Below are 11,328 nucleotides of genomic sequence, written 5' to 3'. Positions count from 1 at the left end.
TTATCATTATGAGATAGGAATCATGTGTATTGCTGTTAAACGTAGTTTGCAATGGATGGCAACCCTGAGTGTATTAGTGGTCTCTTTGTCCACTTCCGCTGCTGATTATCTATGGATGGAGCCAGTCGCCGGTGGGGTTCAAGTCAAGTACGGTACTTTGGACGGTAAACAGTTGCCGATGACTGAAGTATCAGGGCTGCAAGCCTCACAGGGTGATACTAAAAATCTGCCCGTGCAGGCAGACGGCAAGGCGATGAAGGTCACTACCAGCCGTTCCGGTGATGTGCGTGTGGTTGGGCACCGCGTAACTCCAGAAGGCACCTTAGTACTCTTCCAAGCCAAAGAAGGGCGCAATGACATTAAGCCTGCTAACGATTTAGAGTTAGTTCCCACCACGCCCAATGGCAATACCTTCCAGTTGATTTGGAAGGGACAGAAAGTGGCCATTCCACAGGCCATGCTGACCACCTCGGAGCAGGGTTGGAACCGTGTATTACGCCCAGATGCCAATGGTAACGTCACCCTAAGCACGCCGTTTCCAGCCACCTATGTGTTGGATTTGAGCGCCAAGCTCAATGGTTCCACCACCATCGACGGCAAGGTGTATAAAGACGTGCTGCATACCGTGAGCCTGAGCTTTAAAGCGGGGCCAAGCCACTAAAGGCTTTGGGTTGTTCAGCAAAGCGCAATCACAGCTCTGTACGCAGGCTGTCGAAAGCTTCCTTGAGGAATTGGGCAGCCGGTTTTCGCGGGCCAGTCTGTTCCCTCCATGCCTGAATAGCGACCCTCATCGCACCGATGGATACCATAGCTACCATCCGCAGCGCCGTTCGGCGCTCGGGTTGTCGCCACACCTCACACAGCGCACTGAAAATCGCCTGTTCCTGCTTCAGATAAAACCCTTGTTTGCGCGCCAGTAGCGATTCACTGGATAGCATCAGGTTGTCGATGGCAGTCATCTGTTCTGTGGTGTGGCGTGCAATGCGCTGCACCATCACATCGCGCACCACATCCAGTGGCGGTATGTCGGGCGATGTCTTCAGCAGATCGGCAATCAGCTCGGCCATATCTGCTTCCAGCCCAAACAGGATGATGTCCTCCTTCGACTTGAAGTAGGAGAAGAAGGTGCGGCGCGAAATACCGGCGGCTTCTGCAACCGCATCCAGCGTGGTGCTGTTATAGCCATGGGTTAGGAATAGCTGCAGCGCGGTTTCGGCAATCCGCTGACTGGTTTCGCGGCGTTTGCGTTCCCGTAAACCCTTTACGGGAGCTGTATTGGTGGGCGGGGAAATTTCTGACATGTCGATGGCTTGTTTTATAAATGCACTTAGTGCAATATTATTTGCACTAAGTGCATTTATTGATGTGCCAAGTTTACCCTTCCACTCCTCGTCAGACAAGGATCGACCATGGTTGACTGGACCACTTCCGATATTCCCTCACAACAGGGCCGCACCGCTGTGGTCACTGGAACGGGCGGCTTAGGGTTTCAAGATGCGCTGGCGCTGGCCCGCGCGGGTGCAAAGGTCATCATCGCCGGGCGCAATCCACTAAAGGGAGCCGCCGCTGTCCAGCAGATTCGCCAAAGTGTCCCGAGCGCGAAGGTGGTTTTTGAGGTCTTGGATCTGGCCAGCCTCAGCTCCATCAAAGCATTCGCTGAGAGCCTAGGCAGTTCGTGCGATAGCCTCGACCTGCTGATCAACAACGCTGCCGTGATGACCCCACCCAAGCGGCAGGAAACCTCTGATGGATTCGAGCTGCAATGGGGGACGAATTACCTCGGCCACTTTGCTTTGACCGCCCAACTGTTGCCGCTGTTATGCAAAGGCAAGCAAGCGCGAGTGGTCACGTTGTCCAGCATTGCAGCGCGAAACGGCAGCATCAACTTTGAGGATTTGCACGCGCGGCGCAGCTACCAGCCGATGTCGGTTTATGGCCAGTCAAAGTTAGCCTGCCTGATGTTCGCCCTCGAATTGCAACGCCGTAGTGATGCAGCGGGTTGGGGTATTCAAAGCATTGCCGCTCATCCCGGTATTTCGCGCACTGATTTACTGCCCAATGGCGCGGGTGCATGGAGTGCTCCGGGGATGGCGCGGCGTTTTCTGTGGTTCTTGTTCCAGCCCGCCGCTCAGGGGGCGTTGCCAACGCTGTTTGCCGCGACTGCGCCACAGGCCCAAGGCGGTGCTTATTACGGCCCGGATAAGTTTGGCGAAATCAGAGGCTATCCTGCTGTTGCTAAGATTCCCGCGCAGGCGCTGGATATAAACGGCTCCACACGGCTATGGACTGAGTCAGAACGGCTTACCGGCTTAAGCTTCCCCAGCGATGGAAGCCAAGAGCCTAAAGTGTTGTTCCCTGTCGTCCGGTCTTTGCACGCATGAGGCCGTCAAGTATGCGGGTGGGTATGACTCGTCGGCAGGTGAATACGGCACTGCTGCTGACGGCTTTGGCCGCCTCTTGCCCTATACAGGCACAACCCACAGTTCCGTATTCGATTACCGATTTTGATTGGATCGACCAAACACGCGATCGCTCGGTGCCTGCGCGCCTGTATTGGCCGGTAGTGGCATCCCCTGATAGGCCCGTGCCCTTGGTGGTGTTCTCGCACGGCATTGGCGGTTCGCGGCAAGGTTATAGTTATCTCGGAAAACACTGGTCATCCAATGGCATCGCTAGTTTGCATGTTCAGCATGTGGGCAGTGACTCAGCACTGTGGCGGGGCAATCCCTTCGGGGTGGTTGGCCGTTTGCAGGCCGCCGCTCAGGAGAAAGAAGCCATCGCCCGCGCCGCTGACGTGCATTTTGCCCTCGATCAATTGCTCACAGACGAATCCAATCGCTTTGGTGCTGCGGTGAATCCTCAACGCCTGATCATGGCCGGTCATTCCTATGGCGCAAATACCACACTGCTCAGCATTGGCGCGCAGGTGGTGAGGAACGGCCAGACGATTGACTGTTTGGATTCGCGCTTCTCGGCGGCGGTGATTATCTCGGCCCCGCCTTTTTACGGGGAGTCCAATCTGGCCGCGATACTGAGCAAGGTATCCGTCCCCACCATCCATGTGACAGCCACCGATGATGTGATCGAGATTCCGGGCTACCGCTCAGGGCTGGAGGATCGACTGGCGATTTTTGATGCACTGGTTCATGCGCCCAAGATGCTGGCCGTATTTCATGGCGGCTCCCACAGCATGTTCACCGATCGTAGCTTTACCGGCGGATTTTCACTCAATGCCAAGGTGAAGGTCGCCACCGCAGAGCTGGCTGTAGCGTTTTTTGATGCGGTTTTTGAGGGCGATAACGCGGCTTTTGTGCGCTGGGAAAATGATTGGTATCCCATTTTGGCGCAGGCTCAGATGATCTCCGGCCCACAATTAAGCTAAGTAACCTATGCCGCTGAAGGGAGTTCTTTGGGTAGCGATTGCTGAAAGCATTGCCAATCTTTAAGATGAGAACGTTTTTCATCTGTGGGAGAGGCTCCCGTGTCCCGCTCAACGAGCAGCAAGTTAGGCTCTTTTTTTAGCAGCCATCACCCTTGGCTGTTACAGCATGTGCAGCGGCAACTGCATAACCGAGCCGATGCCGAGGACACTGCCGCCGAAACCTTCTGTCAGCTACTGGCTTCCCGCATTGATACCGAGGAGCTGAATCAGCCGCGTGCCTATCTGGCTACTACCCAAACCTGCTCGAATTGCGGCGCACTGCCTGGTTTAAGGCTGTAAGGTAGCGCAGGGCTTGAAATAAGAGAATGGACAGTGCCTATGGTGTCAGGCACGAGTGTGACATTAACGCGGCTACGAACATTCTTGCGGTCGGGCATGGCCGTCCTGTAGAGGGAATCCCTGTCCTTTAGAGCAGAGAGGATGCAACTGGTTTAGGGCTGGCAGGGGTATGGTAGCCTCTAAGATAGGAGGCCACCCTACGGGATTGGAGTTTAAAGGCGAAGCCAGCTTGTCATGGAGCGGGCCGCCCACTTAGCCGATACACTTTGTATTCCACGCGACAGGGCGCTTGTTCAGGGGCTTCGGTATTTGTTTCGAGTAGGCTTTCCACATGGGTCAGTTCGACTTGGTAATGTGGGGCACAGAGGCATTCCAGCTCCTTATCTATGCCAAGGGCTTGTTGCAGGCTATCACCCTCGGCCGCATCTTCGATAGTCAGCAAAAATACGCTGGCCGACTGGGGCACGATGCGTCTTAGGTGTTCAATGTAGCGTTGGCGGACGGCTCCTGACAGGGCAGTGAGGGCCGCGCGGTCGTAAACTACATCTACCGCACCAAGGTCACTGGCATTTAGGGCAAAATAATCACCGCACAGAATGCTGATATTCTGGTACTGCCAGAGGCTAAAGGCTCCACTCTGACGTTGGACAGGCTGCCAACCTTGTTCGGCAAAGAAGCTTTGCACTGCTAGGGGGCTGAGTTCAACGCCAATGACCTCATGGCCTTGTTCGGCCAGCCAGATTAGGTCGAGGCTTTTGCCACACAGTGGGACAAAGATACGGCTTTGGGGAGCTAATTTTAGGTCGGGCCAAAACCGCGCCAGCAGTGGATTGACGGCACTCTGATGGAATTCGGTACTGCGTTGTTCGCGCCAGAGTTGTAGCCAAAGGTGATCATCCCGGCCCGTCATAAGGCCGCCCGCCAAGAAGAGCAGTGAGGGATGGCCGATAGGGTTGCATACAGCGGATTAGGTAAGCTCAAATGCTTCTCCATTGGAAGATAGCGAGGGGCCGCTATCCAGCACAGGCTGAGTGTGCTGGAGCATTCAAGCATGAATACTGGAAAAGCTGTTGAGTCATTCTGGGAATGCAGCGGAAATGGACAATATTGAGGCCCCCATTAGCGAACCCTTGCCCTAAGGGGCCAGTGATTAAAGATGGTTTTGCTTTAAAAATCCACACTACCGGATAGGCTAAAGATGCGCTCAGGCCCCCAAGAGACTCGGTTGTTCGTACCGCCACTGGATACGAAGTAGTGCTTATCCGTTAGGTTATCGACGTTCAGTTGCAGGCGCGCATTTTTGTCAATTAGGTGCGGCATACTCCAAGACACAAAGGCATCGTAGGTGGTATAGCTGGAGAGCTCAAAAGTGTTGGCCACGTCCCCTTCGCGTTTACCCACGTAACGGGCTCCCCCTCCGATCCGTAGCTTGCCGGGTACTAGGTTTTGTGAAACATCGTAAGAGAGGAACATACCGGCCACATTGCGGGCGACGTTGACCATATCATTGTTCCGGTTGGCGGGTATGTCCTTGGATATTTCGGCATCGGTGTAGGCGTAGTTGGCGATCAGATTCCAGTGTTCGTTTAGCTGCCCGTTGAGGCTAGCTTCCCAACCCCGTGAACGGGCTTCACCCACAGTGCGAGTAACCAGTTGGCCGCCAACATTTTCATTCACCTGAATATTTTCTTTGAAGATGTCGTACCAAGTAATCAAGCCCGACAACCAGCCGTTGTCGTAACGCAGACCAAACTCATACTGACGGCCTTCCTCAGGCTCGCTTCCTCCTTCAGTAGGTTGTCCGGCCGTGATGGTATTGGGTTTATAGGATTCGCTGTAGTTGGCGTAGAGGGAAAACTGATCGTTGATTTTATAGACGATTCCCGCAAAAGGCAGGTTTTTGCTTTTGTTTACATTAGTTCCGATTTGATAGGGAATACCCTGGCCATCCCGCTGGCGAAACCTTTGGTGGCGTAGACCCAGAGAAAGAATCCAGTGTTCACCGATATGGATGTTGTCTTTGGCGTATAGGGACAGCATTCGTACCCTTGAGTTTTGATTACTGTTGCTTAAGTTCGGTGAGCCAACGGGGTGCAGATTTCCATACTGCGGTGAATCGGGGAAAAAGCCCCACTGGTTAGGGCCCTGTAGAAATACGTCTGTTGATTCATCGTGGCGTTCGTGGTCAGCACCCAGAGTTAATTCGTGGCGCATCCCCAGCAGGTTAAGTTCATTGAGCCAATCTAAGGCGGCGTAGTAACGGTCTTTCTCAAAGTTGGGGTTACTGCGAAAGCGCCGCCGTAAGTCTCCGGTACTTGGGTTGTAGCTGTTGGGGTCGGCTTGGTAGTCGGCTGAGGAGTCCTCGTTCCAACCGTAGTTAAAACGTAGGCGCGAGGTGGGTGAAAAACGGTATTCCAAGGTGGTACTGGCATACTGGCGGTGGCCGTTGATGCGTGTCCAATGTTCATCCAGCCGGCGAGAGCGACTACCGACATGGCGGCCATTGTAGAAAAAGGCTCCCCGATCCAGTACGGTGGAGTAGTCGGAGTATTCGTAGGACAGGTTGAACGAGAGTTTGTCGTTCTCAAAGGCCAGTGAGGGGGCGATTACCTTGTCACGGTTGACTCCAAAGTTACGCCAATAATCCTCATCTCGGTATTGGCCGATCAGTCGAAAGGCAAAGCCTGCACCCAGTGGGCCGGATACGTCGATGTAACTACTTCCGCCCCCCTCATCAATCATTTGGCCGCCCAGAGTAGCGCGCCATTCGTAGGTGGGCTTTTTAGTGATGACGTTAATCACCCCACCGGGCTCTTGCATGCCGTAGAGCAGGGATGCAGGGCCTTTAAGCACTTCGACCCGTTCGGTGGTGATGCTGTTGAAGTTGCGTCCACGGCTGGTACGGATGCCATCGCGCAAAACCCCGCCATCCGTACCGCTGCCAAAACCGCGTTTAACCAAGGAGTCCTGAGTACCGCCAAAATTGTTGCCCACCGTGATGCCGGGAACGAATTTGATGGTTTCCTCAAGGTTTTCCACCGCAAAATCGTTCAGCACCTGTTGAGTGACGCTGTAGCTGGTTTGGGTTTGGTCTAAAAAAGGGGTGTTGAATTTGTCTCCAATAGCCGTTTGGGGCGCACGATAACTTCCGCTGTGCTCTTGGTCTTCCACCACGGCAATGGCCGATAGCTCCATATCGCTGTCGTTGCTGCTGCCATCACTAATCGGGTGCAGGGAAAAGCTGCCGTTGGCTTGAGGGGTTGCTCGAAGGTTGCTGGATTCCAGCAGACGTTGTAGGGCTTGGTCAGGGCTGTAGCGGCCTTGTAAGCCTTGGGATTGCTGATTACGGGCGTTGTCTGGGCTAAAGGAAAGGGTGATGCCGGTTACTTTAGCGAAGTGTGCTAGTGCAGAATCCAGCGAGCCTGAGGGAATATTGAAGTCGTATTCGTAAGCCGTGGTTTGTGCCCAAGCGGGCGTGTTGAACAGCACAGAATCGAAGGATGTTAAGGCCGTACTCAGTAGACTGAGGTGAATGGCGCGCTCCAGTGACCATCGGCGGGTGATGTGAATCAGGTGATGGCGGTGGTTCGGCTGAGGGGACATGCTGACTCCTGAGTCTGTAGGTAGTGATTGGAGTTGCTCTACCTACCAAGCCGAACGAAAATCAAAATCAACAACATCCTTCCAAAAAATTGCGCTTAACGGGCGACTAACCGTGTCCAATAACGGGTGAAATACAGGGGGCGTACCGGCAGAGTGCCGGACAGATTTTCTAACACCAGATCTGTATTTTTAAGGTGGAAGGCCCCGGAAATGCGCAGCTCAGCCACGCTGGGGTCACAGCTTAGGTGCCCGGAACGGTAGCGGGAAAGCTCTGCGATAAAATCCCCTAAGCGCCAGTCGTTGATAATCAGCATATCCCGCGTCCACGCATCGGCGTTGCGATCCAGCAGTTGGATGGGGCCAATATGCCGTGCGGAAAATTCCAAATATTGGCCTGCCTCCAGTTGTACGTTGGCTTCGGGTAAGGCCGTAGGCTGGATGGCGACTCGGTGTTGGAGTACGCCCACAGAGGTCTTATCAGCTTCGGTGCGTACCAGAAACCGAGTACCTAGAGCCTGTACGCGGCCTTGTGCTGTATTAACGATAAAGGGGCGGGCTAAAGAGTCAGGGGCGGTTTCAATCCAAATTTCCCCGGAATACAACCGAATCTCCCGCCACTGTTCACTGTAGCGAATATCCAGTGCGGTATTGGTGTTTAACTCCAGATGCCCACCATCGGCCAGCCGTATGCGGCGGCGTTCGCCGGTAGCGGTGCGCTGATCGGCTGTCCAGTCGTACCAAGGCAGATGCCAAGCGCTCATAGCGCCGCCTGTACCCACCAAGAGCAGGCTGCACAGCTTAAGCATCTCCCGCCGCCGTAGTTGCGCCCCGCGCAGGCTGGGATGGGCAATAGGAGTGGGTAAAATGCCCAGCTTGTGTTGCAGCTTTTCCACCCGAGCCCAAGCCTGACGGTGGCGCGGATCTGATGCCAACCATTGCTGATGGGCTTTGCGTGTGTCCGGGCAGTCGGGAGATATATGCAGGTCAGCGTACCAGCGCGCTGCGGCCTCTAAGATGTCGTGCTCCAGTGGGCGGGGAGGTTGCACGACCTAATCCTCAATCAGTAACAGGCATTGGGTCAGCGCCTGTACAAAATGTTTGCGCACGGTATTGGTGGAAATATTCAGCCGTTGGCTGATTTGCACATAGCTCAAGCCATCAAACTGGGTCATGCAGAAAATCGTCCGGGTGCGCTCACTCAGCCCATCTAACATGCGGTCGATTTCTAGCAGGGTTTCCAAAATCATCAAGCGCTGTTCGGATGAAATCTCTAGGGGTTCAGGCAGGGCCGCTAGGCTTTCCAGATAGGCTTGTTCCAAGGCATGCCGACGGTAACGGTCAATCAGCAAACCCCGCGCGATATTACCTAGGTACGCTTTGGGCTGTTGTACTTGGCCCACTTGGCGGCTGGTGATTAAACGCAAAAAGGTGTCGTGGGCCAGATCAGCGGCGGTGGCTGAACAGGCCAAGCGTTTGTAGAGCCAAGCCTTGAGCCAGTCATGATGTTGACGATAAAGGCTATCGACCGTCTGTTGCTCTCTTATATCGGAAACCGGCATAGCGCATCACTCCTACTGAGGATGTCCCAAGAGGCATTGCCATTCATCCCCGTCATGCGTCTGGTGCATAGGGGCGCAGTGCGTCAGGCAGGTATTGGGATGTGTAACTAGGTGTGCTCGTTGAAATGAGAAATTATATCATTTGATATAGGATAGCGGATGCTGCGAGGTAGTGTCGAGTCTCAGTAGACAGAGCCTTACAAGAGGCTCTGTCTTAGTACTAAAAGCTCTGTACTGGCATAGGCCCAGTATATTCAGTGACTTAGGCTACGTTGTTCCAAGAATTTTAGGCTGTGCAGCAGCATTTGGGTTTTAGGCATGGCAAAGCCTACTTGGTGGGCTTGTTGTAACGCTCGTTCGTAGATGGCTTCGAGTTCCATCGGGCGCTTGAGGGCAAAGTCATGGTACATACTGGGCAGATAGTCGGACATGCGTTGGGTGTTTTTCAGCATTTTCCCAACTAAGTCTTCCGGCAAGGGATGACCACAGGCCCGTGCTGCTCCTGTCACTTCCTGCATGATGTCTTGAATCAGGGCCAAGGTATCAGGGTGTTGCATCAGAGCTTCCGTACCGCTATTGAGCACCACAGAAAGGCCGTTATAGGGCGCATTCCATACCAGTTTTTGCCAGCGGGCGGTGGCTAAATCCTGCATGGCGTTGGCATCTAAGCCTGCGGACTTAAACCAATTCGCTGCCTGTTGCGCGATAGCCAGTTGCTGAGCCGGATCGGATGCGGGGCCGGAGTGGTAGGCGAGGTTAATTCCGCCCATGGCTTCATGTTCGATAATGCCCTGTTCGCCTCGGTGAGCACAGATAAAACACAGCCCGCCTAATAGATGCAGATTGCCTGGCAGTAGTGGGCGTAGGGCATCTTCAACCCCTAGGCCGTTTTGCATCAGCACAATCTTGGCTTCGGGAGCAGCCACCTTGAGGATCGCCGGTACCAGATCTGGGTTACTGGTGGTTTTGGTGGCGATAAAAATCCAGTCACAAGGGGGCATATCCGCCGCATCTCGGTAAATCGGTGGACTCAGTTGCAATTGTCCTTGGGTCACGCTGTTTACGCGTAATCCATGCTTAGCCACCTGCTCGTAATCACTACGCAGCAGAAAATGAACTTCCTGCGCCGCTTTTGCCAGCATTAAGCCGTAAAAACCGCCGATGGCTCCAGTACCGAGAATACCGATACGAGGCTGATGCATAAGGATAATCCTTGAATAAGTTCTGAATTATGGTTCTTTTGGGATAATAAAGCGCTTTTCTAAAAAATGTCTGTATCATTTTCTGAGCGCGTTCTAAGGGATGTAAATGTACGCAATCAGGACAAAACTCTGGACAGAAAAATACCGCACAGGGGGCCGCAAAACTTCAAAAAAGTTCTATAATGGCCGGAATTTTAGTTTGTACAGTTATAAAAAAGATCCAGTCCGTCCGACCTTATTGAGGAGCGCTCCATGAAGCTTCAACAACTGCGCTATATCTGGGAAGTAGCCCATCACGATCTGAATGTATCCGCTACCGCGCAGAGCCTCTACACTTCACAGCCGGGTATCAGTAAGCAAATTCGTTTGTTAGAGGACGAGTTAGGCGTTGAGGTTTTTGCCCGGAGCGGTAAGCATCTAACCCGCGTAACTCCAGCCGGTGAGCGCATTATTGCCGCCGCAGGTGAGGTGCTGCGTAAGTGCGAAAGCATCAAGCAAATTGCCCAAGAGTTCTCCAACGAGAAAAAAGGCAGCCTGAGCATTGCCACAACCCACACCCAAGCGCGTTACGCTCTACCCACAGTGATCAGCAGTTTTATGAGTCGCTACCCGGAAGTAGCTTTGCACATGCACCAAGGAACACCGACCCAAATTGCAGAAATGGCCGCTGACGGTACGGTAGATTTTGCCATCGCCACTGAGGGTTTAGAGCTGTTTGGCGATCTGGTGATGATGCCCTGTTATCGCTGGAACCGTTGCGTCATCGTGCCTAAGGATCACCCCTTAACTAAGCTGAAAAAGCTGACCCTTGAAGCATTAGCCGAGCAACCCATCGTCACCTATGTGTTTGGTTTTACCGGACGCTCCAAACTGGACGAAGCCTTTAGCCGTAAAAACCTAGAGCCCAAGGTGATCTTTACCGCCGCCGATGCGGACGTAATTAAAACCTATGTACGCCTAGGTTTGGGTGTGGGCATCGTGGCGCGTATGTCGGTGGATGAGGAGCAAGATAAGGACTTGGTGGTATTGGATGCCAGCGATCTGTTTGAGTCGAGCATCACCAAGATTGGCTTTAGACGCGGTACTTTCCTGCGGGGCTTTATGTATGATTTTATCCAGCAGTTCGCCCCACATCTGACCCGCGATGCCATTGAGCGCGTGATCCATTGCCAGAACAAAGCAGAACAGGAAGAGCTGTTTAAGGATATTGCTCTGCCGGTTCACTAAGGGGCAAACCGGCACA

Annotated in this window: 10 protein-coding genes and 1 pseudogene; 5 read left to right on the top strand and 6 right to left on the bottom strand. The window is 53.6% G+C overall.

All coding sequences use genetic code 11. From position 1 onward, the window contains the following. Positions 1–22 precede the first annotated feature (22 nt). Entirely contained in the window at positions 23–661 is a 639-nt protein-coding gene (locus LX59_RS00430; protein WP_144569876.1) for a hypothetical protein, read from the top strand. Between the two features lie 28 nt (positions 662–689). Here LX59_RS00430 and LX59_RS00425 read toward each other — a convergent pair whose 3' ends face one another. Beyond that, positions 690–1,301, bottom strand: coding sequence for a TetR/AcrR family transcriptional regulator (locus LX59_RS00425; protein WP_144569875.1), 612 nt, complete (start codon positions 1,299–1,301; stop codon positions 690–692). Positions 1,302–1,409: 108 nt separating this feature from the next. Between LX59_RS00425 and LX59_RS00420 the strand changes: the two genes are divergently transcribed. The 3 genes and pseudogenes from LX59_RS00420 to LX59_RS00410 all read left to right on the top strand — a co-directional run. After that, on the top strand, positions 1,410–2,381 hold the full coding sequence (locus tag LX59_RS00420; RefSeq protein ID WP_144569874.1) for an SDR family oxidoreductase: 972 nt from the start codon (positions 1,410–1,412) through the stop codon (positions 2,379–2,381). A gap of 23 nt (positions 2,382–2,404) precedes the next feature. Then, positions 2,405–3,382: an alpha/beta hydrolase family protein gene (locus LX59_RS00415; protein WP_246118641.1), complete on the top strand. Its 978-nt coding sequence runs from the start codon at positions 2,405–2,407 to the stop codon at positions 3,380–3,382. 99 nt (positions 3,383–3,481) lie between these two features. Further along, a pseudogene (locus LX59_RS00410) lies at positions 3,482–3,673 on the top strand (sigma factor); the annotation flags it as partial. Positions 3,674–3,953: 280 nt separating this feature from the next. Here the strand turns inward: LX59_RS00410 and LX59_RS00405 are convergent. From LX59_RS00405 to LX59_RS00385, 5 genes are all read right to left on the bottom strand, one after another. Beyond that, on the bottom strand, positions 3,954–4,631 hold the full coding sequence (locus LX59_RS00405) for a thiopurine S-methyltransferase (RefSeq protein WP_144569872.1): 678 nt from the start codon (positions 4,629–4,631) through the stop codon (positions 3,954–3,956). Between the two features lie 257 nt (positions 4,632–4,888). Beyond that, positions 4,889–7,324 (bottom strand): TonB-dependent siderophore receptor, encoded by a 2,436-nt coding sequence (locus LX59_RS00400; protein WP_144569871.1) that lies wholly within the window; start codon positions 7,322–7,324, stop codon positions 4,889–4,891. A gap of 95 nt (positions 7,325–7,419) precedes the next feature. Continuing rightward, positions 7,420–8,370 carry a FecR domain-containing protein gene (locus LX59_RS00395; RefSeq protein ID WP_144569870.1) on the bottom strand — a complete coding sequence of 317 codons (951 nt, stop codon included), beginning with the start codon at positions 8,368–8,370 and terminating at the stop codon, positions 7,420–7,422. A 3-nt stretch (positions 8,371–8,373) separates the two neighbouring features. Then, the gene (locus LX59_RS00390; protein WP_144569869.1) at positions 8,374–8,883 is read right to left on the bottom strand and encodes a sigma-70 family RNA polymerase sigma factor; all 510 of its coding nucleotides are present in this window, start codon (positions 8,881–8,883) and stop codon (positions 8,374–8,376) included. Between the two features lie 254 nt (positions 8,884–9,137). Continuing rightward, the gene (locus LX59_RS00385) at positions 9,138–10,085 is read right to left on the bottom strand and encodes a putative 2-dehydropantoate 2-reductase (protein ID WP_144569868.1); all 948 of its coding nucleotides are present in this window, start codon (positions 10,083–10,085) and stop codon (positions 9,138–9,140) included. A gap of 252 nt (positions 10,086–10,337) precedes the next feature. Here LX59_RS00385 and cysB point away from each other — a divergent pair, with 252 nt between their 5' ends. Next, positions 10,338–11,312 carry an HTH-type transcriptional regulator CysB gene (cysB, locus tag LX59_RS00380; protein ID WP_144569867.1) on the top strand — a complete coding sequence of 325 codons (975 nt, stop codon included), beginning with the start codon at positions 10,338–10,340 and terminating at the stop codon, positions 11,310–11,312. Positions 11,313–11,328 lie beyond the last annotated feature (16 nt).

It is taken from the genome of Azomonas agilis (assembly GCF_007830255.1).
Taxonomy (GTDB): Bacteria; Pseudomonadota; Gammaproteobacteria; order Pseudomonadales; family Pseudomonadaceae; genus Azomonas; species Azomonas agilis.
This window is presented reverse-complemented; position numbering and strand designations above follow the sequence as displayed.

Excerpts from the sequence above, each read along its gene's own strand:
- LX59_RS00430 (WP_144569876.1), top strand. The coding sequence starts at position 23 with ATGTGTATTGCTGTTAAACGTAGTTTGCAATGGATGGCAACCCTGAGT.
- LX59_RS00425 (WP_144569875.1), bottom strand. The coding sequence starts at position 1,301 with ATGTCAGAAATTTCCCCGCCCACCAATACAGCTCCCGTAAAGGGTTTA.
- LX59_RS00420 (WP_144569874.1), top strand. The coding sequence starts at position 1,410 with ATGGTTGACTGGACCACTTCCGATATTCCCTCACAACAGGGCCGCACC.
- LX59_RS00415 (WP_246118641.1), top strand. The coding sequence starts at position 2,405 with ATGACTCGTCGGCAGGTGAATACGGCACTGCTGCTGACGGCTTTGGCC.
- LX59_RS00405 (WP_144569872.1), bottom strand. The coding sequence starts at position 4,631 with ATGACGGGCCGGGATGATCACCTTTGGCTACAACTCTGGCGCGAACAA.
- LX59_RS00400 (WP_144569871.1), bottom strand. The coding sequence starts at position 7,324 with ATGTCCCCTCAGCCGAACCACCGCCATCACCTGATTCACATCACCCGC.
- LX59_RS00390 (WP_144569869.1), bottom strand. The coding sequence starts at position 8,883 with ATGCCGGTTTCCGATATAAGAGAGCAACAGACGGTCGATAGCCTTTAT.
- LX59_RS00385 (WP_144569868.1), bottom strand. The coding sequence starts at position 10,085 with ATGCATCAGCCTCGTATCGGTATTCTCGGTACTGGAGCCATCGGCGGT.
- cysB (WP_144569867.1), top strand. The coding sequence starts at position 10,338 with ATGAAGCTTCAACAACTGCGCTATATCTGGGAAGTAGCCCATCACGAT.